At 38.0% G+C, this 22,287-nt stretch carries 18 protein-coding genes, 17 tRNA genes, 1 rRNA gene and 2 other annotated features; of the genes, 32 read left to right on the top strand and 4 right to left on the bottom strand.

All coding sequences use genetic code 11. The features are described 5' to 3' along the window. Nucleotides 1–43 precede the first annotated feature (43 nt). Nucleotides 44–212 (top strand) — a sequence feature (23S ribosomal RNA rRNA prediction is too short). Between the two features lie 19 nt (nt 213–231). Beyond that, nucleotides 232–391: a sequence feature (23S ribosomal RNA rRNA prediction is too short), on the top strand. A 254-nt stretch (nt 392–645) separates the two neighbouring features. From rrf to BQ6100_RS04455, 17 genes are all read left to right on the top strand, one after another. Further along, nucleotides 646–763 (top strand): 5S ribosomal RNA (gene rrf / locus BQ6100_RS04375). Nucleotides 764–772: 9 nt separating this feature from the next. Continuing rightward, nucleotides 773–847, top strand: a tRNA-Asn gene (locus tag BQ6100_RS04380). Between the two features lie 3 nt (nt 848–850). Continuing rightward, nucleotides 851–942 (top strand) — tRNA-Ser (locus BQ6100_RS04385). A gap of 15 nt (nt 943–957) precedes the next feature. Beyond that, nucleotides 958–1,032 (top strand) — tRNA-Glu (locus tag BQ6100_RS04390). Between the two features lie 3 nt (nt 1,033–1,035). Continuing rightward, nucleotides 1,036–1,111: transfer RNA gene (locus BQ6100_RS04395), tRNA-Val, on the top strand. A 169-nt stretch (nt 1,112–1,280) separates the two neighbouring features. Next, nucleotides 1,281–1,354, top strand: a tRNA-Met gene (locus BQ6100_RS04400). 7 nt (nt 1,355–1,361) lie between these two features. After that, a tRNA-Asp gene (locus BQ6100_RS04405) sits at nt 1,362–1,438 on the top strand. Nucleotides 1,439–1,606: 168 nt separating this feature from the next. After that, a tRNA-Phe gene (locus BQ6100_RS04410) sits at nt 1,607–1,682 on the top strand. Nucleotides 1,683–1,850: 168 nt separating this feature from the next. Then, a tRNA-Thr gene (locus BQ6100_RS04415) sits at nt 1,851–1,926 on the top strand. Nucleotides 1,927–1,972: 46 nt separating this feature from the next. Further along, nucleotides 1,973–2,056, top strand: a tRNA-Tyr gene (locus tag BQ6100_RS04420). A gap of 6 nt (nt 2,057–2,062) precedes the next feature. After that, a tRNA-Trp gene (locus BQ6100_RS04425) sits at nt 2,063–2,136 on the top strand. Nucleotides 2,137–2,146: 10 nt separating this feature from the next. After that, nucleotides 2,147–2,222: transfer RNA gene (locus BQ6100_RS04430), tRNA-His, on the top strand. Nucleotides 2,223–2,401: 179 nt separating this feature from the next. After that, nucleotides 2,402–2,476: transfer RNA gene (locus BQ6100_RS04435), tRNA-Gln, on the top strand. Nucleotides 2,477–2,480: 4 nt separating this feature from the next. Next, nucleotides 2,481–2,555 (top strand) — tRNA-Gly (locus BQ6100_RS04440). A gap of 9 nt (nt 2,556–2,564) precedes the next feature. Beyond that, nucleotides 2,565–2,638, top strand: a tRNA-Cys gene (locus BQ6100_RS04445). Nucleotides 2,639–2,666: 28 nt separating this feature from the next. Further along, a tRNA-Leu gene (locus BQ6100_RS04450) sits at nt 2,667–2,755 on the top strand. Nucleotides 2,756–3,346: 591 nt separating this feature from the next. Further along, nucleotides 3,347–3,428: transfer RNA gene (locus BQ6100_RS04455), tRNA-Leu, on the top strand. A 215-nt stretch (nt 3,429–3,643) separates the two neighbouring features. Here the strand turns inward: BQ6100_RS04455 and BQ6100_RS04460 are convergent. Then, entirely contained in the window at nt 3,644–4,240 is a 597-nt protein-coding gene (locus BQ6100_RS04460) for a TetR/AcrR family transcriptional regulator (RefSeq protein WP_075980527.1), read from the bottom strand. Between the two features lie 459 nt (nt 4,241–4,699). On the opposite strand from BQ6100_RS04460, the gene BQ6100_RS04465 reads away from it, so the two are divergent. The 6 genes from BQ6100_RS04465 to BQ6100_RS04490 all read left to right on the top strand — a co-directional run bounded on the left by BQ6100_RS04465 (nt 4,700) and on the right by BQ6100_RS04490 (nt 9,924). Next, nucleotides 4,700–5,485, top strand: a complete 786-nt coding sequence (locus BQ6100_RS04465) for an enoyl-CoA hydratase (RefSeq protein WP_075980528.1) — start codon at nt 4,700–4,702, stop codon at nt 5,483–5,485. 189 nt (nt 5,486–5,674) lie between these two features. Beyond that, nucleotides 5,675–6,826, top strand: a complete 1,152-nt coding sequence (locus BQ6100_RS04470) for a thiolase family protein (RefSeq protein WP_075980529.1) — start codon at nt 5,675–5,677, stop codon at nt 6,824–6,826. Nucleotides 6,827–6,909: 83 nt separating this feature from the next. Beyond that, complete coding sequence (locus tag BQ6100_RS04475; protein WP_075980530.1) at nt 6,910–7,680, top strand: 3-hydroxyacyl-CoA dehydrogenase; 771 nt, start codon at nt 6,910–6,912, stop codon at nt 7,678–7,680. Nucleotides 7,681–7,763: 83 nt separating this feature from the next. Then, nucleotides 7,764–8,162, top strand: a complete 399-nt coding sequence (locus tag BQ6100_RS04480; protein ID WP_075980531.1) for an acyl-CoA thioesterase — start codon at nt 7,764–7,766, stop codon at nt 8,160–8,162. Nucleotides 8,163–8,458: 296 nt separating this feature from the next. Next, on the top strand, nt 8,459–9,292 hold the full coding sequence (locus BQ6100_RS04485) for a BtpA/SgcQ family protein (RefSeq protein ID WP_075980532.1): 834 nt from the start codon (nt 8,459–8,461) through the stop codon (nt 9,290–9,292). A gap of 158 nt (nt 9,293–9,450) precedes the next feature. Beyond that, nucleotides 9,451–9,924, top strand: a complete 474-nt coding sequence (locus tag BQ6100_RS04490; protein WP_235816567.1) for an FGGY family carbohydrate kinase — start codon at nt 9,451–9,453, stop codon at nt 9,922–9,924. Nucleotides 9,925–10,187: 263 nt separating this feature from the next. On the opposite strand, the gene ppsA is transcribed toward BQ6100_RS04490, so the two are convergent. Beyond that, nucleotides 10,188–12,608, bottom strand: a complete 2,421-nt coding sequence (gene ppsA, locus BQ6100_RS04495) for a phosphoenolpyruvate synthase (RefSeq protein ID WP_075980533.1) — start codon at nt 12,606–12,608, stop codon at nt 10,188–10,190. Between the two features lie 458 nt (nt 12,609–13,066). Between ppsA and BQ6100_RS04500 the strand changes: the two genes are divergently transcribed. Continuing rightward, complete coding sequence (locus BQ6100_RS04500) at nt 13,067–13,993, top strand: GGDEF domain-containing protein (protein ID WP_075980534.1); 927 nt, start codon at nt 13,067–13,069, stop codon at nt 13,991–13,993. 17 nt (nt 13,994–14,010) lie between these two features. Beyond that, complete coding sequence (locus tag BQ6100_RS04505) at nt 14,011–14,625, top strand: LysE/ArgO family amino acid transporter (protein WP_075980535.1); 615 nt, start codon at nt 14,011–14,013, stop codon at nt 14,623–14,625. Nucleotides 14,626–14,747: 122 nt separating this feature from the next. Here the strand turns inward: BQ6100_RS04505 and BQ6100_RS04510 are convergent, their stop codons facing one another. Continuing rightward, nucleotides 14,748–15,767, bottom strand: coding sequence for a DUF3231 family protein (locus BQ6100_RS04510; protein ID WP_075980536.1), 1,020 nt, complete (start codon nt 15,765–15,767; stop codon nt 14,748–14,750). A gap of 245 nt (nt 15,768–16,012) precedes the next feature. On the opposite strand from BQ6100_RS04510, the gene BQ6100_RS04515 reads away from it, so the two are divergent. The 3 genes from BQ6100_RS04515 (at nt 16,013) to BQ6100_RS04525 (ending at nt 17,536) form a co-directional block, all read left to right on the top strand. Next, the gene (locus BQ6100_RS04515) at nt 16,013–16,471 is read left to right on the top strand and encodes a hypothetical protein (RefSeq protein ID WP_075980537.1); all 459 of its coding nucleotides are present in this window, start codon (nt 16,013–16,015) and stop codon (nt 16,469–16,471) included. 112 nt (nt 16,472–16,583) lie between these two features. Then, nucleotides 16,584–17,258 (top strand): hypothetical protein, encoded by a 675-nt coding sequence (locus BQ6100_RS04520; RefSeq protein WP_075980538.1) that lies wholly within the window; start codon nt 16,584–16,586, stop codon nt 17,256–17,258. Between the two features lie 204 nt (nt 17,259–17,462). Next, a tRNA-Gly gene (locus BQ6100_RS04525) sits at nt 17,463–17,536 on the top strand. Nucleotides 17,537–17,598: 62 nt separating this feature from the next. Here BQ6100_RS04525 and BQ6100_RS04530 read toward each other — a convergent pair. Continuing rightward, entirely contained in the window at nt 17,599–18,267 is a 669-nt protein-coding gene (locus BQ6100_RS04530) for a B3/B4 domain-containing protein (RefSeq protein WP_075980539.1), read from the bottom strand. A 108-nt stretch (nt 18,268–18,375) separates the two neighbouring features. On the opposite strand from BQ6100_RS04530, the gene queG reads away from it, so the two are divergent. The 4 genes from queG (at nt 18,376) to nfsA (ending at nt 21,959) form a co-directional block, all read left to right on the top strand. Continuing rightward, on the top strand, nt 18,376–19,524 hold the full coding sequence (gene queG / locus BQ6100_RS04535) for a tRNA epoxyqueuosine(34) reductase QueG (protein ID WP_075980540.1): 1,149 nt from the start codon (nt 18,376–18,378) through the stop codon (nt 19,522–19,524). Nucleotides 19,525–19,601: 77 nt separating this feature from the next. Beyond that, nucleotides 19,602–20,513, top strand: coding sequence for an amidase domain-containing protein (locus BQ6100_RS04540; protein ID WP_075980541.1), 912 nt, complete (start codon nt 19,602–19,604; stop codon nt 20,511–20,513). Between the two features lie 138 nt (nt 20,514–20,651). Continuing rightward, the gene (gene trmL, locus BQ6100_RS04545; protein ID WP_075980542.1) at nt 20,652–21,137 is read left to right on the top strand and encodes a tRNA (uridine(34)/cytosine(34)/5-carboxymethylaminomethyluridine(34)-2'-O)-methyltransferase TrmL; all 486 of its coding nucleotides are present in this window, start codon (nt 20,652–20,654) and stop codon (nt 21,135–21,137) included. Between the two features lie 72 nt (nt 21,138–21,209). Then, entirely contained in the window at nt 21,210–21,959 is a 750-nt protein-coding gene (gene nfsA / locus BQ6100_RS04550; protein ID WP_075980543.1) for an oxygen-insensitive NADPH nitroreductase, read from the top strand. The last annotated feature ends 328 nt before the right edge of the window (nt 21,960–22,287 follow it).

Consider the following 22,287-nt stretch of genomic DNA (forward strand, 5'->3'; position numbering starts at 1 on the left):
GGGTGGGAGACAGTGTCAGGTGGGCAGTTTGACTGGGGCGGTCGCCTCCTAAAGAGTAACGGAGGCGCCCAAAGGTTCCCTCAGAATGGTTGGAAATCATTCGTAGAGTGTAAAGGCACAAGGGAGCTTGACTGCGAGACTTACAAGTCGAGCAGGGACGAAAGTCGGGCTTAGTGATCCGGTGGTTCCGCATGGAAGGGCCATCGCTCAACGGATAAAAGCTACCCCGGGGATAACAGGCTTATCTCCCCCAAGAGTCCACATCGACGGGGAGGTTTGGCACCTCGATGTCGGCTCATCGCATCCTGGGGCTGTAGTCGGTCCCAAGGGTTGGGCTGTTCGCCCATTAAAGCGGTACGCGAGCTGGGTTCAGAACGTCGTGAGACAGTTCGGTCCCTATCCGTCGTGGGCGTAGGAAATTTGAGAGGAGCTGTCCTTAGTACGAGAGGACCGGGATGGACNATCCCGATTTTTGGATTTGTAGGGACGGATCGAAACGGCCGAGAAGCTAGGAGCCGGAGCTAGACAACTGATTACGAAGTAATTCTTTCTTCTTCCACATTATCTAGTTTTGAGAGAATAAATTAAAATTTTCTCTTGAAAAAAATCAAAAAGACATTATAATAAAGAATGTCTTGAAAATAGTCTGGTGGCGATAGCGAGAAGGTCACACCCGTTCCCATACCGAACACGGAAGTTAAGCTTCTAGAGCGCCGATGGTAGTTGGGGGCTCTCCCCCTGTGAGAGTAGGACGTTGCCAGGCTGTGATTATTCCGCAGTAGCTCAGTGGTAGAGCATTCGGCTGTTAACCGAACGGTCGTAGGTTCGAATCCTACCTGCGGAGCCATATGGAGAGCTGTCCGAGTGGCCGAAGGAGCACGATTGGAAATCGTGTAGGCGGGTAACCCTGTCTCAAGGGTTCAAATCCCTTGCTCTCCGCCATTAAAATAATAAATTGGCCCCTTGGTCAAGCGGTTAAGACACCGCCCTTTCACGGCGGTAACACGGGTTCGAATCCCGTAGGGGTCACCAAGTGGAGGATTAGCTCAGCTGGGAGAGCATCTGCCTTACAAGCAGAGGGTCGGCGGTTCGAGCCCGTCATCCTCCACCATTTATAAAGAAGTTTCATATTATTATCGCGGGGTGGAGCAACGAGCGTTACTTCATCGAATAATCTGCGAGTTGTACCGATCGAGCCACTTCTTGATTAGGCCTCCTGAGATCGGGACAGTCATAGTTCAAATAAGATGCATAAATAAAATGAAATATAATATTATTATCGCGGGGTGGAGCAGTCTGGTAGCTCGTCGGGCTCATAACCCGAAGGTCGCAGGTTCAAATCCTGCCTCCGCAATCGCAATGGTCCGGTAGTTCAGTTGGTTAGAATGCCTGCCTGTCACGCAGGAGGTCGCGGGTTCGAGTCCCGTCCGGACCGCCATATTTGAAATAAAGAATCATCTGGCTCAGTAGCTCAGTCGGTAGAGCACGACCGAATAGGCTACGAAGCATATGCATCAGCGCACAAAACGAAAGGCATCTTGAATTATCATTCAGAGTTTTGGGCGAAGGACAAGGTAAAACAAAACTGTAGGATACTTATTTTTATGGCTCAGTAGCTCAGTCGGTAGAGCAAAGGACTGAAAATCCTTGTGTCGGCGGTTCGATTCCGTCCTGAGCCACCATTTATACTAGCATTGATGCCGGCCTAGCTCAATTGGTAGAGCACGACCGAATATGCTTCTTTGAAATACTTCAGCGTACTGATCGAGTTGCTTCTTGAATAAGCTTTCTGAGATCAGGACGACTAAAGCAAAAAGCGAATTTCTAACTAAATATTTTTTATTCCATATGCCGGCCTAGCTCAATTGGTAGAGCAACTGACTTGTAATCAGTAGGTTGGGGGTTCAAGTCCTCTGGCCGGCACCATGTGGTTCAAATTATATGTGAATCCTTTTGAATCATATGTTAAAATGGAGGGGTAGCGAAGTGGCTAAACGCGGCGGACTGTAAATCCGCTCCCTTGGGTTCGGCGGTTCGAATCCGTCCCCCTCCACCATTTTATAGGGGTATAGTTTAAAGGTAGAACGAAGGTCTCCAAAACCTTTGGTGTGGGTTCGATTCCTACTACCCCTGCCAATTTATTATGGCGGTCGTGGCGAAGTGGTTAACGCATCGGATTGTGGCTCCGACACTCGTGGGTTCGATTCCCATCGATCGCCCCATATATTTCTTTTTTTACTTGAAAAATTCTTATGAATTTATTTTGTGGTCATATCGAGTAATGTCGAAAGATTTAACTACAGAAGTATTTCAAGGGAGATTATTTATTTGCAATTAAATCTTCCTACGGTTCCGACTCTTGAGATGAATTCGAGGAAGTTGATTCAGGATGATTATTCAATGGGCTATAGCCAAGCGGTAAGGCAACGGACTTTGACTCCGTCATGCGTAGGTTCGAATCCTGCTAGCCCAGCCATTACGCGGAAGTAGTTCAGTGGTAGAACACCACCTTGCCAAGGTGGGGGTCGCGGGTTCGAATCCCGTCTTCCGCTCCATTTTATTTTGGCGGCATAGCCAAGTGGTAAGGCAGAGGTCTGCAAAACCTTTACCACCGGTTCGAATCCGGTTGCCGCCTCCAAAAGGTTTTTTAAAGAGCAATAATATTTGCCGGGGTGGCGGAACTGGCAGACGCACAGGACTTAAAATCCTGCGGTAGGTGACTACCGTACCGGTTCGATTCCGGTCCTCGGCACCATTGAATATCATAATACATATAACGGTCTTATCCAGAAATGGCTAAGACTTTTTTATTTTTTGAATGCAATTTGATCGATTTGTGGGAAGTATGATGGATATATTAGCAATTCAGTAGATTTCGGATTACGAGCTAGTGGGGATTTCTAAAAATCTAATATTTTATCGGACAGAGGAACCGCTATTTAGATAAAAACAGTCCAAGAACTGTAATTTTCGGACAGAGAATCCGTTAAGGGAGTAAAATCAACTGGGAAACTGCTGTTTTTCTGGGAATAACGGAAGTAGAGTCCGATATTTTATTGAAATCAATCTATTTAATATAAATAGAGGAACTAGAGTCCGATACATACTAAAAGCAAGCATTTTTGATAATAACTAAATAAGAAATCCATATTGAACTCCTCTTTCAAAGATTAAATTAAGGGTCATTTTTTTTAGGATGGAATCAAATCCTCTTTGGTAGACTTTATAGAAGGAAGACATTAAAAATAATTCTTTAAGGTCAGTTTGAAAAAGCAGAATGGAAAAACCAATTGACATTTTAATAATTGAATGGTATATTATATTTTGTCACGCAAAGTGATATTATGCCGGTGTGGCGGAATTGGCAGACGCGCACGACTCAAAATCGTGTTCCGTAAGGAGTGTCGGTTCGACCCCGACCACCGGTATTTTTCTATGAACTATAATATCATTTGACAATATTCAAATACTCACAAATGTTGACACTCAACATTTGTGAGTATTTTTTTGTTTTTAAATACATAATAGGAAACACAGATTTGGAAATAGTAAACGATGTAAAGTCTGAAACCTCCATTAGACACGCTCATACTTTTTATTTGGGTGAGGATGTTTTAAGAGAAGGATTAACCCTCCAATCAGTTTAGGAGGGCTTTACAACCATTTTAAGTAGGTTTGATGCATAGGCTTCTGCAATTTTTTTAGCTGATTGGGGGCCTTCGTGGTTGTACCAGTGCCGGATAGAGTTTAGAGCTCCTAATATTATCATTCGGACCATTTTTATATCATTAATATCAAAAGCCTGTTTTTCAATGCCTTCTTTAAGGATTCTATCAAAATAGTGGGCATATTTTCTTTGGGCTTCTAGTACCTCTTTGTACTGATTTTCCGTAAAGTTTTGGGAGGGTTTATCCATTATCATAAACATCGATTTTTCTTCAATTGATAGCAGGATGTGAGCCTTAATTGCACTCTCAAGCTTATTAACTGGATCCAAATCACTTCCCACAATTTCCTCTATTTTTTCAAGGCTTAATTCCATAATCATTTGGTGACAATGATAAAGAATATCATCTTTATTTTTAAAATAGTAATACATGGAACCTTTCGTCATTAATAGCTGAGCGGCTATTTCTTCCATAGTAGTACCATGATAGCCTTTTTCCGCAAGAACGGCTGCGGCAGAACGAAGAATCTCCCTTTTTTTCTTGGCGATTTTTTGTTCCCTGAATGAAGCCATATATAATCCTCCCCAATGGAAACTATTTATGAATATTATACTAAAACCCGGATAAATATTATATAAGGTGAGTTTAAAATTTAAATATTAATTTAAAAAATAAATGTATTGTTAAATTATCAGAATAATAGTATTATTTTAATAGTTATAATGCTAATTATGTTTTTCCTCCCACGATTATCATTTTCAAAATGGGAAAATCGTATTGAAGAATTAATCCTCTACTATCAAGAACAATTAAACAAAAGGTATAAGAGTTTGAACACCCTGCAACCATCTACTTAAGCGAACATTCAACTATTACCTTGTGTAAACATCCACGAAATTCAATTTACCAGTGGCAAAACCATTATCCATCCTGAAAATCCATACACAACAATCATTAAAAAGGTAACTTAACCATTCTTAACTTGGTATTGTGAGGCATTTTTAACTTTTTTATAGTAGGAGGTTCTAATTATGACAAGATTAGTGCATCTCGAAAAGACTGAAGGTGTGGCCATTGTCACCATTGATAACCCGCCCATGAATGTATTAAGTAGGCAAGTAACACAGGAACTTGGTGAGGTTTTCACCGCCATTGCCGAGGATGATGAGGTTATTGTTGCCATTTTAACAGGAGCTGGTAATAGGGCATTTATGGCTGGGGCTGATATTAAGGAATTCCCTCAATCATTGGGGATGGAAAAGGATAAGTTAAAGAAAAATAATTTAAAGACCCATGAAGTATTAAACTTTATTGCTGATATTCCTAAGCCAACCATTGCCGTACTAAATGGACTTGCACTTGGTGGGGGCTGTGAACTTGCTTTAACCTGTGATATCCGAATTGCCGAAGTGAACGTTAAGATAGGGCTGCCAGAGATCAAGTTAGGGCTATTCCCTGGCGGAGGAGGAACGCAGCGATTACCTAGATTAATAGGAGCATCAAAAGCAAAGGAATTAATGTTTTTGGGGGAACCATTATCTGCAGAGGATGCCCTTAAAATCGGATTGGTTAATCAGGTTGTAGAAAGCGGAAAGGGGATGGATAACGCCCTTTCCATGGCGAAAAGGATGGCGGGATATTCTTTGCAGGCTTTAAGCAGAATAAAGGAGGCCGTAAACAAGGGATTTGATACTTCGCTTGATGAAGGATTGGAAATAGAGGCCGAGCTCTTTGCTGAAGTATTTGGTACAGAGGATGTAAGAGAAGGAGTCCAGGCGTTTATTGAAAAGCGGTCACCATCCTTCAACCATCGTTAATCCTACATTAAAAAGATAATTACTTATTAATAAATACTATTAAAACTAGTGAAGAATGGATTTTTCTTATATCGAATCGAAATGTGAAAAATGAAAAAGATCGGGTTATTAAAAGATTATGGTACTTTTTCTACCATTCTATGAATAAAAATGTTTTGTCCAATTTATATTTATTAGGAGGTTTCAAGAATGAGAGAGGTTGTAATTGTTGAGGCTGTTCGTACACCTGTAGGAAAAAGAAAGGGAGTACTCGGTACATCCCGTCCGGATGAACTGGCTGCAAAGGTTCTGAAGGAATTAGTAAACCGTGCCGGAGTCTCCCCTGATATTGTGGAAGACGTCATTTTAGGCTGTGTTATTCAAGTCGAAGAACAGGGATTAAATATAGCCCGCAATGCGGCTCTAATGGCTGATTTTCCAATTCATGTTCCCGGAACGACAATTGATCGTCAATGCGGGTCTAGTCAACAAGCTGTCCATTTTGCTTCCCAAGCAATCTTGAGTGGAGATATGGATGTTGTCATTGCTGGTGGAGTTGAAAGCATGACAAGAATCCCGATGGGTGCATCACGCAGAGAATCTACCTGGAGTGAAGAATTGACTTCCAAATATGAAATGATCCATCAGGGCTTATCGGCAGAGCGAATTGCCGAAAAATGGGGCTATACCCGTAGCCAGCTCGATGAATTCTCGCTTAATAGTCATCGAAAGGCTATTCAAGCACAAGAAGAAGGCCGGTTCGACCGTGAGATTATGCCGCTTGAGGTAAAACTGGAGGATGGGTCGACTATCACAGTGACAAAGGATGAAGGTCCAAGGAACGATACAACGTTGGAAAAGCTAGCTTCCCTTAAGCCTGCTTTTACTCAGAATGGAAAAATCCATGCCGGCAATTCCAGCCAAATGAGTGATGGTGCTGCTGCCCTTCTATTAATGTCAAGGGAAAAAGCGGAGGAACTGGGACTAAAACCTCGATTCAGGATTGTTTCCCGTTCGGTAGTAGGTTCTGATCCAACCTTAATGTTAACCGGTCCATCAATTGCTTCTAAAATGGCATTGGAAAAAGCAGGCCTTTCCATTGAAGATATGGACACTTATGAAGTAAATGAGGCGTTTGCACCAGTCCCACTACTTTGGCTGGATGAACTTAATGCAGATCCTGAAAAGCTTAATCCAAATGGTGGTGCTATAGCTTTAGGCCATCCACTAGGCGCTTCCGGTGCCCGTTTGATGATTACGATGTTGCATGAACTCGAAAGAAGTGGCGGCCGTTATGGTTTGCAGGCTATTTGCGAAGGTGGAGGTATGGCCAACGCCACGATAATTGAAAGAATTGGTTAATTTGCGAAGGCGACGGTATGGGCAACGCGAATATATTGAAAGAATTAGATAAATAGATGTTTAATTTGGGGAGGAGTGTTTACATGAAGATTAATGGCATTGTGGCAGTAGTTACAGGAGGCGCTTCAGGACTGGGGGAGGCAGCTGTTGAAACGATTGTTGAAAACGGAGGTTATGCTGCCATCCTAGATTTACAAGAGGAAAGAGGGGCAGCACTAGTTGAAAAAGTAGGTTCTGACCGTGCTCTATTTATTAAAACAAATGTAACCAATGAAGAGGATGTAGCAAATGCTGTCAATCAAACCATTGAAAAATTCGGTGCCATTCATGTTTTAGTGAATTGTGCGGGAATTGGGGTAGCTGAAAAGACTGTATCCAAAGATAAGCCTCATGATCTAGCTAGTTTTACTAGAGTCATTCAGGTCAATCTAATAGGCACCTTTAACGTAATTCGATTGGTTGCGGAAAAAATGACGCAAAACTCCCCAAATGAAGAGGGAGAAAGAGGAGTCATTATCAACACTGCTTCTGTTGCTGCATTTGATGGTCAAATGGGCCAGGCTGCATATAGCGCTTCAAAAGGTGGTATTGTCGGTATGACGCTACCAATTGCCCGCGACTTATCCAGACATGGAATAAGAGTTCTGACAATCGCTCCTGGGCTAATGGACACACCTCTTTTTGCAGGTGCTCCAGAAAAGGTCAAGCAGGCGTTGGGAGCAATGGTTCCATTTCCTCCACGATTGGGTCGGTCATCCGAATATGCTCATTTGGCAAAATGTATTATTGAAAATCCAATGTTAAATGGGGAAACCATCCGACTTGACGGTGCAATCCGGATGCAGCCTAAATAAAAAGAGAAATAACCTCCAGAGTGTAGTCTGGAGGTTCATTTACTACATAGATCATAATTTCCATTTGAAGAAAGGGGAAGAAAATGCAGACAGTTACAAAAATTATCGTTTCTCCAGAAGATATCGACCAGCTAGGTCATGTGAATTACTTAAAATATATTCTATTTTTAGAAAAAGGTGTAAGTCATTGGTACAAACAGGCAGGGGTTAACTTTCATGAGTTAAGGGAAAAAGACCTCGGTACCGTAGTGCTAAAATTAGATATCTCTTACAATAAGGAAGCTAGATTGGGAGATACCCTGAATGTCAAAACAAGCTTAACACATGTAGGTAATAAAAGCTTTTCGGTAAAACAAGAAATCTATAATCAAGATGATATCCTTATTACCGAAGCAACAAAAACATTTGTCATGTTTAATACAACGACAAGAAAGGGAGTCCCAGTAATCGAAGAAATTGCCCGTCATTTAAAATATACCTAATAAAGGGAGTATGGCAGTATTTCCTTTATCGATAATATTTCTGCTAACCAAATTCAAATGCTTTTTATCTACTGAAGTTATTAAAAAAGCTAATTAATAAGTCTATGGGTGACTCGGTTTGAAAGCGTTTTATAATTCCGTGGTTATTATATTGACATAGTGTCTATTTATAATAAAATATAATTAGAGACAAAAAGATGTCACCGTAACTTTTTGCGGTGACTATTTTTTTAAAGTTTTTTCTGGCATAAAAAAAACCAAACTTATATAGTTTGTGTTCCAAAAGGAGAATGATTATGATGTTATGGACTGAAGAAATGTTTGGTGTGAAAAAACCTATTATTGCAATGCTTCATCTAGATCCTCTCCCTGGTGATCCTCGCTTTCGTTATGTTAATAGTATGGAAACGGTTGTAGAACATGCTCGTGCGGATTTAATAGCTTTACAAGAGGGTGGTGTTGACGGTGTTATCATCAGCAATGAATTCAGCCTACCATATGAGCGAAATATGAGTTTTGTTACACCCTCAGCCATGGCTCGTGTCATTGGTGAATTAAGAACAGATATTCGTGTACCATATGGTGTGGATTGTATTTCGGATGGCCGAGCCACATTGGAATTAGCTGCAGCTGTTGATGCTAATTTTGTTCGTGGTACCTTCTCTGGTGTCTATGTAGGTGATGGAGGATTATATAATAATGACTTTTCTAAACTAATACGTCGTAAAAACGAACTGCATTTATACGATTTGAAGATGTTGTATTTTATTAACCCTGAGTCCGATCGTAATTTAGACACTCGTCCCTTAGTTGATATCGCAAAATCTACTATTTTCAAAGCCCATCCAGATGGTTTGTGTATATCTGCAAATGCCGCAGGTCAAGATGTAGACGAAGAATTGATTAAGAGTGTAAAAGCTGGTGCACCGGAAGTTGCTGTTCTGTGCAATACTGGCTGCCGCCCCAATACTATTGAACACAAATTGACATATGCAGATGCTGCTGTTGTTGGCACTTATTTCAAAGAAAATGGCCAATTGGAAAATGAGAAACTTGAAAATGTTCGTGTACAACTTAATCGAGTGAAGGAATTTATGGAAGTGGTATATAAATTTCGCAAAACTCTATAAAGATATAAAGCTATAATTCAATGTTTAGTAAGTCTGCTACAAAAATTGCAAGCTGCTGTGAAAAATATAGCTTTAATCTGCCCTTAGGTGGATAACTGCTACATAGGCTTATATAAAAATTAGAAAAGAGGATGAATTCTATGAGTGAGGCATACTTTATGGGTATTGACACTGGCACTAACTCTAGTAAGGGTGTCCTGATTGACAGTAAATGCAATATTATAGCCATACATGCGACTGAACACGCTATGACGAATCCTAAACCAAACCACTTTGAACATGATGCTGAAAAAGACTGGTGGGGTGATTTCTGTACAATCAGTCAAGCATTGATTGAAAAATCCGGAATAGACCCAAAAGACATTAAAGCATTAGGAGCTAGTGCTCTTGGTGCAGATTGTCTACCGGTTGATGAAGACTGTAACCCGTTGAGGAAAGCAATATTATACGGAATTGATGCCCGTGCTACCGATGAAATAGCACAGCTAACCGAGAGGTATGGTGAAGAGCAAATTAATAAATGGTATGGCCGTCCGTTGTGTTCCAGTGATGTAATGCCCAAAATTCTTTGGATCAAAAACAATGAACCTGAAGTATATGAAAAAACTCATAAATCAATTTTGCCAGCTTGACAAAATATATAAAACCGGACAAAGAGTATGTGCCAAACATGGAAAACCACGAAAAATACAAGAAATATCAAGAAATATATGGTTGTCTATATGAGGTGACCAAACAACTAGCACACGAGTTATCATAATAACGTATTAAAGGGATATTTCATCAAGAGTGAGATATCCCTTTGTTAATTTTATTTAATTATTGAATGGTGTGATTCATTATGTGTGCTTCGTGATATTTATTTCAACTCATACCATTATGTGTTTCTCTCAATTTAATGTAACAATTTGAGATCATGGTCTTTCTCCCACTCATATACCTTTAATGATGTGGAGATAACAGCATCCGGGTTAAGGGACATGGAGTCGATACCGCATTCAACTAATAGTTGGGCAATCTCTGGATAATCTGACGGTGCTTGGCCGCAAATTCCGACCTTTTTATTATTTGCTTTGGCCACTTTAATTGCCTTTTTGAGCATTTCCTTTACTGCTTCATTCCGTTCGTCAAATAGCGGAGCAACAATCTCAGAATCTCGGTCTAGACCTAAAACTAATTGAGTTAAATCGTTGGAACCAATTGAAAAACCATCAAAATATTTTAGAAATTCGTCAGCAAGAATGACATTGGAAGGGAGCTCACACATTAAATAGACTTCAAGTCCATGTTCTCCCTGAACTAGTTGATTCTTTTCCAGTTCTTCGAGCACCTTTTTACCTTCCTCTATGGTTCGGCAGAAAGGAATCATGACCTTGACATTGAAGAGTCCCATTTCCTCACGTACCTTCTTAATAGCCGCACATTCTAAAGCAAATCCTTGACGATAACGAGGATTATAGTAGCGGGAAGCCCCTCGGAATCCAAGCATTGGATTATCCTCTTTCGGTTCAAAATCACTACCGCCTAGAAGATTTGCATATTCATTTGTTTTAAAATCGGACATTCTTACAATAACATCTTTTGGATAGAAAGAAGCGGCTATTTTTCCAATCCCTTGGGCAAGTTTTTCAATAAAGTAGTCTACTTTATTCTCGTAACCAACTGTCAATTCATCGATTAGCTTTTTATCTGATTCCTTAATTTCTGGATAATGGATGAGAGCAAGTGGATGGATTTGAATATGAGAATTAATAATAAACTCCATCCGTGCTAAACCAACCCCATCATTTGGAATTGCTGATAGCTTGAAGGCCTCTTCAGGATTGCCGACATTCATCATAATATTTGTTTTTGGTCGAACGGTTTGTTTTAGCTCAATCATTTCTTTATGAAACTTAAGGATGCCTTCATAAATTTTTCCTTCATCTTTACCTGTACATGACAGGGTGACTTCCATACCATCTTTGAGTAGATTCATAGCATTGTCTGCACCTACGATGGCAGGTATTCCTAGTTCACGGCTAACAATGGCGGCATGACAAGTTCGTCCGCCACGCTCTGTAATAATTCCGGCTGCTTTTTTCATAATAGGCACCCAGTCAGGGTCTGTCATGCTGGTTACTAGGATTTCTCCCTCTTGGAAAAGTTCGATGTCCTTTACAGATTTAATAATTCGAACCTTTCCGTATCCAACCTTCGCACCTACGGCCCTACCTACGGCCAATACCTTACCTTCTTCTAGTAAGGAATACTGTGTCATACGTGTGCCGGTATTCTTCGCTTGTACGGTTTCAGGTCGTGCTTGTAGAATATACAACTCACCCGATAGACCATCCTTGCCCCATTCGATATCCATTGGTTTTTTGTATCCCGCCTTATTGCTATAATGTTCCTCAATCAATACAGCCCATTGTGAAAGCTGTAGAATTTCATTATCGTTAATGGAAAATAATTTTCGTTCACTAAGAGGTACAGGTATGTTTTTGGTGCTTAGACCTATAGAAGCATTCTCATCTTCTTCATAAACCATTTTTATTTCTTTAGAGCCTATTGTCTTGGCTATGATAGGCTTAAATCCTATTTTCAAAGTGGGTTTAAAGACGTAAAATTCATCAGGATTCACTGAACCCTTAACGACATTTTCACCAAGACCATAGGCAGATGTTAGAAAAACAACATCCTGGAATCCCGTTTCAGTATCTAAGGTGAAAATAACTCCTGAAGAAGCCAAGTCTGAACGAACCATTTTCTGTACCCCGATTGATAAGGCTACCTGAGAATGTTTGAATCCATTTACTTCACGGTAAAAGATGGCCCGATCATTGAAAAGAGAGGCATAACATTTACGGCAGGATTCAATTAATGCGTCAACCCCTCTAATATTCAAAAAGGTCTCTTGTGCTCCGGCGAAGCTAGCTTCAGGCAAATCCTCTGCAGTCGCGCTTGAACGTACGGCTACATCAATTTTAGCTCCATATTTAGCACACAGTTGGTTATAGCTTGCTTTTATTTCTTCTGTTAGTTTAATAGGAAATTTAGCAGAAAGAATTAGCTCACGAATTTGCTTTCCTTTCTCAGCCAAATCTTTTGTATCATAGGGGTCCAATTTGTTAAGGATTTCATTAATTGAAGATTCAAGGCCCGAAGACTGTAAAAAATAGAAGTAGGCATCGGCAGTTGTGGCAAAGCCATCAGGAATTTTTATTCCCTTTGGAGTCAGTTCACGATACATCTCTCCTAATGAAGCGTTTTTCCCTCCAACAACTGGAATATCCTCCAATCTGATTTCCGCAAAGCCTAATGTTAAGCGAGACATAAAAAATCCTTCCCTTCAAATTTGATTTTTTGCAAATATGAATGAAATGCCATGGTGTTATCTAGGAAAAACAATGCTAAATGAATGTGGTTTTTTACCAGAATGACAGATTTGCAATCAATTATTTTGGCAAAAATTTCAATAAAATAGCATCTAATATAAATTTATCACAGTATAATGCTGAAATGGTCTAAGATTCTGTCAATTTAATAACAAAGCAAATGAGATGGAAAAATTCCTCAGCCTAGCTTGCGTATAACAAAACTAATCAGTAATTTCCATTTAGTTTAGGTGGCATGGAGACTATTAAATAATAAAAAAGGAATATTTCAGTCTATAATTATTAAATGTTGCATTTAATATTGTTATTTAGGTATTCTTAAACAAGCATTACCTCGCCCGAGAATTCTAAGAGATTTTGCTTGTTTAAGGAAAAATGAAAAAGGGGTTCATACGTTTTGAAAAACTTACTAGAAAAGATTGGTTCTGATGCTTCAGCAATCATTAGTATATTTGATTATATGATTGATTTAGTTTTTCTAATGGAGAAGGAAGATGACTCGTTTCGTTATGTATTTGTGAACCAATCGGCTAAAAGGGTATTGAATATTAAGGAAGATATTGAAGGTAGACGGATTGAGGAGATCTTGTCTATGGAGCATGCTAAAAGTTTGATTGAGAAATACAAGCAAGTTTTAGTTACTAAAGAGCCGTTAAGCTTCACAGAAACGCTTGAAATGGAAACGGGAGAGACATTTACAGGTGAAACAACCCTCAGCCCAATCAAAACTGAGGATGGAGCATGCATATATGTGATGGCAATTGTAAGGGATACCACTGAAAGGAAAAAAATGAGAGATGAATTAGCAAGGATGGCATATTATGATTATTTGTCAGGTCTTCCTAATCGAAGGACCTTTGATGAACGATTACAAATGTCCATCCATCAGGCTGAACTTTCGAAAAAGATGGTTGCTTTACTGATGTTAGATGGTCGTAAGTTTAAAAAAATAAACGACACATACGGTCATGATGCAGGGGATTTTGTCATTCAGGAAATGGCTGTAAGAATTCAAAAATGTGTGAGAAAGACAGATACCGTTGCCAGATTAGGGGGAGATGAACTAGCAGTTATCTTGCCTGAAATTGATTCGGTAGAAGAAGCAGAAGTGATTGCTAAAAGAATATTAAAATCATTTGATGAACCGGTCATATTTAATTGTTTTGAAATTGAAATGGGAGCAGGAATTGGAATTGCCATATACCCAGATCATTCAGTGGATCAGAAACAACTGGTGAAAAATGCAGACATCGCCCTATATGAGGCGAAAAAAGTGAATGCGAATCAGTTTTGTGTATTTGGATTCGGGGCCTGTGGCCGTTAAGAATTGGGGGGATTGATGTGGAACCATTGCTTCATGGAATTATATTATCATTTGGTTTAATTCTTCCTTTAGGAGTTCAAAATGTTTTTGTCTTTAACCAAGGGGCAATTCAAAAACAGTTTAATCAAGCCATTCCTGCTATATTGACGGCGGCCATTTGTGATACATTATTAATTTATTTAGCAGTTGCAGGTGTTTCGATTATTGTCTTTAGCTTTGAATGGTTACGAAATTTACTCTTTATTGGAGGATTCTTCTTCCTATTATATATGGGTTTTATGATGTGGAAGAGTTCACCTGATCAAAGAAGTGAACAGGATTCTAATACTTTTTCCGCAAAGCGCCAAGTGATTTTTGCGTTATCTGTATCCTTGCTTAATCCTCACGCAATTATGGATACTGTAGGTGTAATTGGGACAAGTTCTTTAGCGTATTCAGGATTAGAAAAGTGGATTTTTATGATCGCCTGTATTTGTGTTTCATGGATTTGGTTTTTTGGCTTAGCTATTGCTGGTAGAAGGATAGGGAAAGTGAATCCTGGGGGACAATTTTTAAAAAGAATCAATCAGGCTTCTGCTTTAATCATATGGGGAATGGCGATTTATATTGGATATCAATTTTTTGTCATCTAATAAAATAGGGAATTATTCCATATTCCCTATCATGTATTGTATTTCAATACGAAAGTGGGCTCTCTCATTAGGGAAAAGTTCCTAACAAGAGAGCCCAGCACCAATTTTATTAGATAACTGCTTTAATTTTTGTTCTCTTTGGATAATTGTTCTCTATCTGATGCCATTGGAGGCTGCTCAAGCCATCCATTCTTTATCATAATATTCGATCCGTCCTCAGAATAAAGCTGTATTTCTAATGAAAGTCTATTATATAGGACTCCTAAATCAGCCCTTGGACTTTGAGAAACACTTGTCCCGTAAAATCCAATACTTAAACCAATCATCCCACTTGTATAAAACATCATGAGCTTGTCAGAAAAGGTAAAGGCTGTGCTATCGGTTATTTCTGACGCCCAAGTCATAGGTACAGAGAGATTGCTTTCCTCAAATTTAGAAGCAAATAGTTTGATATGTTTTTTAGCTATTTCTAAACCCCTAATCAAAAATCGATTGACCTCTTTTGATTGCGTAACCTGACTAAATCCAGTTATGGTTGCTGCCCCTAAGGCATTTCTTTGAATATTTGCATACATATTTGCAATTTCAGAGGCAACTAATGGTCTCTTTTCATTAAAAACATCTAAAATAAATCCTTGTTTTTTAACAAATTCCACTTTTTTAAGGTTTGGAAGATAGGGGGATCTAATATATAGACCTTTAGATAATAACAATTCCTTAGATTTTTTGTATAGTTGCGATGTTTCTGCAAGACATTCCATATAAAAATCTGTTATATCCTCCCTTACAGCTGCCGAAACACTAGCTGCATAGGTGGTCAGTCCAATTTTAGACATTTGGTGAATAAAATTTAATATGTAAGTGTCTGAAAATAATCTAGGTGCAGATATATCTACATCTTCTTCTACACTAAATCCATAAGGAATAGCATGCTTCTCCTCTTTAAATATAGATGTTAATTTTTGAATATGGTTTTTAGAAAGTTGTAAGGCGAATTCTATGATTGGTTTAATTTCTGTATCTTCTACTTTCTCAAGAAAATAAGTGAGCACACAAATACTCCCACTGTCATTTAAATATTGCATCCAGAGCTGAGCCATTTCTGAAGATGTTAGTCTTATTTGGTTATTTTCGTTTTCCATTTTCAACCTCCAAATACGGTCCATATGCTTATACTTTCCATAATGCTAAAACATATGTAGGTGAGGATCATTTAAATAAACGAATGAGTAGAGGATAACCGTTCAAACTTTTGAGTAAAATAGGTTCAGCAATATAAAAATATAAGAGGTTTGTAATAGAGGAGGTATTTGGAAAAACATAATTATTTTTTGGATTAGGTGAAGAAAAATATTTTTTGATATCACATTTAAAAGGAAGTAATTATGTGAACAAGGATGCAGTTGAAAAATTACTTTGGTCAATCGCTTTACCTGGTTTAGGGCAGTTATTAAATGGAAGGTATATAAAAGGTATCATTTTTATCCTTTTAGAATTTTTTGTGAATGTCCTATCTCGTTTTAACGAAGTAATTATCTATAGTTTTCATGGCAATATTAAGGAAGCTATCTTGCAGGCTAACTACCAATGGTTAATGTTTTATCCTTGTCTATATTTTTTTGCGATGTGGGATGCATATCGGGATGCAAGGAATGATGAAAGCCCATTTTTATTTCTTCCTTTTGTGTTTGCAGCCTATTCTGTGACTGTTGGTTTAATTTATTCAACAAAAATAAAAATATTTGGTGCACTTATTGGTCCTGTTTTTTTACCAATGTTGTTTACAATTCCAGGGTTGCTTGTTGGTATTATCATAAGGAAAGTATTAATCCGAACAATAAAATAATTATTGCAGCAAATCTCTCTTTTCCATTTATTATCGATAATCACGTAACTAATTCGATAATCATTCGTCAAATAATGTAGAATGAAAGTGGAAGTAATAGGGAGGTTTTTATATGAGAAAAAATATTTGGTTGTTATTAGCAATAATAAGTGTTTTCTTTATCACCGCATGTGGTCAGAGTGACAATGCAAAGGACAAAAGAGAATCCAAAGCTCCAACGGAGGAAAAGAAGGAGATTGAGTCAACAACAGCTTCAGATATAAATAAGAGTGAGTCGGAATCAAGGGATTCAACCAAAGAGAATCCTTCTGAAAAAGAGGATACACTAAAAGAAGATGAACCAGCTGAAGGTAGTGACAATAAAATCACCTATCAAGAAAATGGACAGACAGTTGAACAAAAGGCCACATCTAAAACTAAGGATGGATTGTCCATTAAAATATTACCGAATTATAGTTTGGATCAGGAAGAACCAGGAAAATATGTTGTTATTGATGATAAAACAGGTGACATGTTAAGAATCGAAAAGTCATCAGATGGCTCAATGAATGAGATAACTGAAGAATTGAAAATGCGCGCCTTAGCTGTTTCTAATGAAATCACACGTAAAGATACAGTTGGGACTGACCTTGATGGAGGGGTACATTATAAAGCCGTCAATGGAAGTGATGTGGTAAATATCATTTATCTACCAATGACTCAATCCATCCTTACGATTTTTGAAAAGAAAGCAAATGAAAATATTGAGCCGTTTGTAGCAATGGCGAAGACCATTAAGTGGAATTAGCCTTTCTAATCATTGATAAAAAGACATATTAAAAATAAAGATACAAAAGTTACTTATTACCTCCTTTAATGGAGGTTTTTTGATGTATTTTTATGAAAGGTATTTCGATAATTAGACATCTTTCTACAAAAATTTTAAAAATGGGTTGATTTTGATAATCAATGTTTGTATAATAAAAAGGTCGATTTTAAAGGAAAAACATATGCGGGTGTAGTTTAATGGTAAAACCACAGCCTTCCAAGCTGTTGTCGTGGGTTCGATTCCCATCACCCGCTCCATACATATTAGTAACGCAGTGTTTCGTTTCAGAAAGAACGTGGCATTGCGTTTTTTATTTTTTTTAGCATTTTATGATTTGGTAAGATCCATTTCCACCATGAATTTGTAAGAACATATTCATTAAGGACTGAATTAATTGATCGGCCTCTTGTTCTTGTTGTGAGGGTAGTAAGTATACGATATGTAAGGCATTTTTCGTTTCAAACGTAACTGCAGATCTTTCAGAATCGACAAATGGACTACCGAATGGAGAGATACTATCAGATGAGATGATCAAGTGATTTAAAGAATTATTCCTTCCATTTAAACCTACATACTCATCTGTTTCAGTTCCAATTCTGATTGTGACACCTCCAGAGAGTTTATCTGTATCGTAAAGTCCAATCGGTATTTGATACTTTATTGAGAAGAAATTGTTAATGTCAATCGCACTATTTACAGGGGAAAGGAAGTTTTGCTTTTTTATTCTTCTGTGAAGCGCCTCGGCGGAATGACGATAGCGGTTAGGATCCTTTCCAGTTTGCTTAAATACTTGGCGCCATTCTTTTATTCCTTCTAAATCAGTTACATTTTTTTCTTCTAAATCAAAGAATAGGGACTCCTGAAAGGTTTGAATTTTTCCTTTCAACATTTGTGGGGACTCGTCCACTACGATGTTTTGATAATGAATAACCCCTACTTGAAAATGGGGAACTGCCATGCATAATTGATTCGATATTGTTATTTCCAATCATTCCACCTCCACTTTATCTTGAAAATAGTTTATCATAACTTACGATATATCCTAAACTCATCTCATTAATCCATATATTTAAATACTTAAGAAAGGGGTGATGAAATGGACATCAAGCAATTCAAAGAGGAAATTATCCAATATAGTAAAACAATCGGAATTGATAAAATTGGTTTTACCACTGCTTCAACCTTTGATGAATTGAAAAACAGACTTCTTCGCCAGCAAGAACTAGGCTATCAATCTGGATTTGAAGAGCCTAATATTGAAAAAAGAGTTAATCCTGCCTTATTGTTAGATGAACCACGTTCAATCATCTCGATTGCACTTGCCTATCCTTCGAAAATGAATACACGGGTAGAAGGTAAGAAGGGGGAGCGAAGAGGATTATTTTGTAGGGCTTCTTGGGGAATGGACTACCATATTATTTTACGTGAGCGACTTGAAAAGCTTGAACAATATATTAAAATGAAATACCCTGAAGCAAGGCTAAAGTCAATGGTTGATACAGGGGAATTAGCTGATAGAGCGGTAGCACAAAGAGCTGGGATTGGATGGAGCGGTAAGAATTGTGCAATTATCACTCCAGAATTCGGCTCTTATGTTTACCTAGGAGAAATGATTACTAATATTCCTTTTGAACCGGATCAACCGATAGAGGATAGATGCGGATCATGCAATAAATGTATAGAAGCCTGTCCAACTGGAGCATTAGTCCAAGGTGGCCAAATTAATGCTCAGAAATGTATTGCGTTTCTAACTCAGACAAAAGACTTCATTCCAGAAGAGTATCGCGATAAAATCGGGAATAGGATCTATGGCTGTGATTCGTGTCAAACGGCATGTCCAGAAAATAAGGGGAAGAATTTCCATTTTCATAAGGAAATGGAGCCAAATCCCGATGAGGTTAAGCCTCTATTAAAGCCAATGCTTCAAATGAGCAACCGTGAATTTAAAACGAAATATGGTTATCTTTCTGGAGCATGGAGAGGGAAAAAGCCAATCCAAAGAAATGCTATTATTGCCTTAGCACATTTTAAGGATGAAACAGCATTGGATGATTTAATTAAATTATTGAATGACGATTCAAGACCAGTCATGAGAGGAACTTCGGCTTGGGCCATTGGAAAGATTGGTGGAGATCGGGCAAAGGTAGCTCTTGAAATGGCGAAACAAACCGAAGAGGATTCTAAGGTAATAGAAGAAATTGAAAAAGGGTTAAAGAAGATTGCTATTAATGAAACAATACATTAATAACCTTATATTTTATGATTAATGAAATATGAAATACCCCCCTCCTTCATAAACATGTATTGGAAGGAGGTTTTTTTATGAGAGAGCAGCTACAAAGACTTTTGGAAAAACGTGTCCAGCAATGCGTATCCAATAGTAGAAAAACAAGTGACCATTGTTCCAAGATAGAAAAGAAAAAAGACTGTCTATCAAATAGAAATGCTGAAATAGTTAAAGCAAGAGCGATAGGACAAATATTGAATAAACAAGTTCATGAAGATTTAGAAACAGTTCATTATCAAGTTCATTTTCTATATTTAATCAAACAAAAAGGGCAGATGTATCAGGAGGAAGAGATAGAGAAAAGGGTGGCAACCTTCTTTCATGGTACCTTGCTTACAGATAAAGAAATCATCCCTTACAGTAATCAAGAGGGAACCATAAATACATCGAATGAAGAAAAAAAGATACAGGATTCTTTTTCGAATGAAATTCAGGGAAATTCAAATTTGAGGTTATCCTATCAATATGATAGAAGAAAGGCCATTCAATATGCAGAGAGATGGTGGAATAGCTACAATCCTGCCTACAAAAAATTTGAAAATGACTGCACTAATTTTATTTCACAATGCTTACACGCAGGAAATTCGCCAATGAGGGGTTACCCAAATCGAGGTAAGGGTTGGTGGATGAGAGGAAACAACTGGAGCTATAGTTGGGCGATTGCCAATTCCTTGCGTCTATATTTATCTAATTCAACAGTGGGCCTTCGAGCAAGGGAGGTTTCCAGCCCAGAGGAATTGCTCCATGGTGATGTTATTTGCTATGACTTTCAAGGAAATGGGAGATACGATCATAATACAATTGTTACGGCAAAGGATGCATATGGGATGCCACTAGTGAATGCACATACCTATAATAGTCGGCTTCGTTACTGGGCATATGAGGATTCGTCTGCTTATACGCCAAATATTAAATATAAATTTTATACCATTGTGGATGATGATTAATTTTATGGCTCATAAAAGGAAGAGTGGTATAATATCTCCTAGAATCATAAGATGTTCTACCATGTGCGCAGATAGCTGTACATGGTAGATGGTTATTAGGATTAATTCATTTAAACAATCTATTAGAGGTGAAAGAAAGTGGCTTTGAACGTCGTATTATTTCAGCCAGAGATTCCAGCCAATACAGGGAATATTGCACGAACCTGTGCGGCAACAGATACCGTTTTACATTTAATTAGGCCTTTAGGTTTCTCTACAGATGATAAAATGCTAAAACGGGCTGGATTGGATTATTGGCAATTTGTAAAAATTGTATATTATGATTCATTAGATGAATTTTATTTAAAAAATCAAGGCGGTGAATTTTACTATATAACAAAGTTTGGGGAAAAAGCTTTTTCAGATTTTGATTATAGTGAATTAAGCAAGGATTATTATTTTATTTTTGGAAGAGAAACCACCGGACTTCCAAAGGATGTAATAGAAAATAATAAAGAGCGAAGTTTAAGGATTCCAATGAATGGAAATGTTAGATCTTTAAATCTTTCTAACACGGCCGCTATTCTAATATACGAAGCGCTCCGCCAGCAGAACTATCCTAATCTAAGAATGAAGCAGGAATAAAGAAAGGGTAAAAGATATTCACTAGTGGACATAGCCTAAAATGTAAAAACCATTTCGGAGGTTGAAGTAGAAATGAATTCCATAATCGAAACTATCATGAACCACCGCTCTGTTAGAAGCTTTGAGGACAAGCAGTTAACAAAGGAACAAATCAAAACGATTGTGAAAAGCGCACAAGCTGCTTCTACATCAAGCTTTATTCAAGCCTATTCGATTATTGGCATAACAGATAAAGTGTTAAAGGAACAGCTCGCTGAATTAGCAGGAAATCAACCATATGTTTTGAATAATGGTCACTTCTTTATTTTCTGTGCTGATTTATATCGCCATAAATTATTAGGAAAAATGGAAGGAAAAAAAGTGGAGGAATCCATTGAAAGCTCGGAAAAATTTATGGTTGCGTTAGTTGATACTGCTCTCGCTGCTCAAAACGCCGCTATTGCAGCTGAATCGATGGGTTTAGGAATTTGCTATATTGGTGGAATTCGAAATCATTTAGATGAAGTGAGGAAGCTATTACATACTCCAGAAAAGGTTGTTCCATTATTTGGAATGTGTATTGGTTATCCAATAAGAATAAATGAACAAAAGCCTAGGCTCCCAATGGAACATATATACCATGAAAATGGCTATGAACAAAATGAAGAAGATTATGTTGCACAGCTGAAGGAGTATAATCAAGTCATTTCAGATTATTATAAAGAAAGAACAAATGGCCAGAGAAAAGAAACATGGACTGGTCAAATGGCTCATATGCTTGAAAAGCCTACAAGAATGTATATGAAGGAATTTTTGGAAAGCGTCAAATTGGATCTCCACTAAGTGTAAATGAAAGAAGGCTGTCCCTTATGGTGTCTAGCACCTGGGGACAGCCTCTTTAAAATGGTTCGTTTTTATTATTTAACACCTGGTTTATCTTCATATCCCGCTGTGAAAATGGCAGTTAAGAATGCAATCATAACTCCTAGAATTAAAATAAGTTTCATGATTATGTAAACCCCCTTTAGCATTTATCCCATTATAAAGAATCCTATGCTTATTATAGCCTATCCACAAAAAACTGTGAATGAAAAGTATGAAGTTTTTTTAACAACTGACAGACTATTCAATATTCTCCCTTTTCCATAAAAAAGAACGGAAACAAAAAAGG

This window comes from Bacillus massilinigeriensis, from assembly GCF_900117315.1.
GTDB classification, from domain to species: Bacteria; Bacillota; Bacilli; order Bacillales; family Cytobacillaceae; genus Bacillus_BE; species Bacillus_BE massilionigeriensis.

What these genes read in the sequence shown, in the direction of transcription:
- BQ6100_RS04460 (WP_075980527.1), bottom strand. Translation starts at nt 4,240, where the DNA reads ATGGCTTCATTCAGGGAACAAAAAATCGCCAAGAAAAAAAGGGAGATT.
- BQ6100_RS04465 (WP_075980528.1), top strand. Translation starts at nt 4,700, where the DNA reads ATGACAAGATTAGTGCATCTCGAAAAGACTGAAGGTGTGGCCATTGTC.
- BQ6100_RS04470 (WP_075980529.1), top strand. Translation starts at nt 5,675, where the DNA reads ATGAGAGAGGTTGTAATTGTTGAGGCTGTTCGTACACCTGTAGGAAAA.
- BQ6100_RS04475 (WP_075980530.1), top strand. Translation starts at nt 6,910, where the DNA reads ATGAAGATTAATGGCATTGTGGCAGTAGTTACAGGAGGCGCTTCAGGA.
- BQ6100_RS04480 (WP_075980531.1), top strand. Translation starts at nt 7,764, where the DNA reads ATGCAGACAGTTACAAAAATTATCGTTTCTCCAGAAGATATCGACCAG.
- BQ6100_RS04485 (WP_075980532.1), top strand. Translation starts at nt 8,459, where the DNA reads ATGATGTTATGGACTGAAGAAATGTTTGGTGTGAAAAAACCTATTATT.
- BQ6100_RS04490 (WP_235816567.1), top strand. Translation starts at nt 9,451, where the DNA reads ATGGGTATTGACACTGGCACTAACTCTAGTAAGGGTGTCCTGATTGAC.
- ppsA (WP_075980533.1), bottom strand. Translation starts at nt 12,608, where the DNA reads ATGTCTCGCTTAACATTAGGCTTTGCGGAAATCAGATTGGAGGATATT.
- BQ6100_RS04510 (WP_075980536.1), bottom strand. Translation starts at nt 15,767, where the DNA reads ATGGAAAACGAAAATAACCAAATAAGACTAACATCTTCAGAAATGGCT.
- BQ6100_RS04520 (WP_075980538.1), top strand. Translation starts at nt 16,584, where the DNA reads ATGAGAAAAAATATTTGGTTGTTATTAGCAATAATAAGTGTTTTCTTT.
- queG (WP_075980540.1), top strand. Translation starts at nt 18,376, where the DNA reads ATGGACATCAAGCAATTCAAAGAGGAAATTATCCAATATAGTAAAACA.
- BQ6100_RS04540 (WP_075980541.1), top strand. Translation starts at nt 19,602, where the DNA reads ATGAGAGAGCAGCTACAAAGACTTTTGGAAAAACGTGTCCAGCAATGC.
- nfsA (WP_075980543.1), top strand. Translation starts at nt 21,210, where the DNA reads ATGAATTCCATAATCGAAACTATCATGAACCACCGCTCTGTTAGAAGC.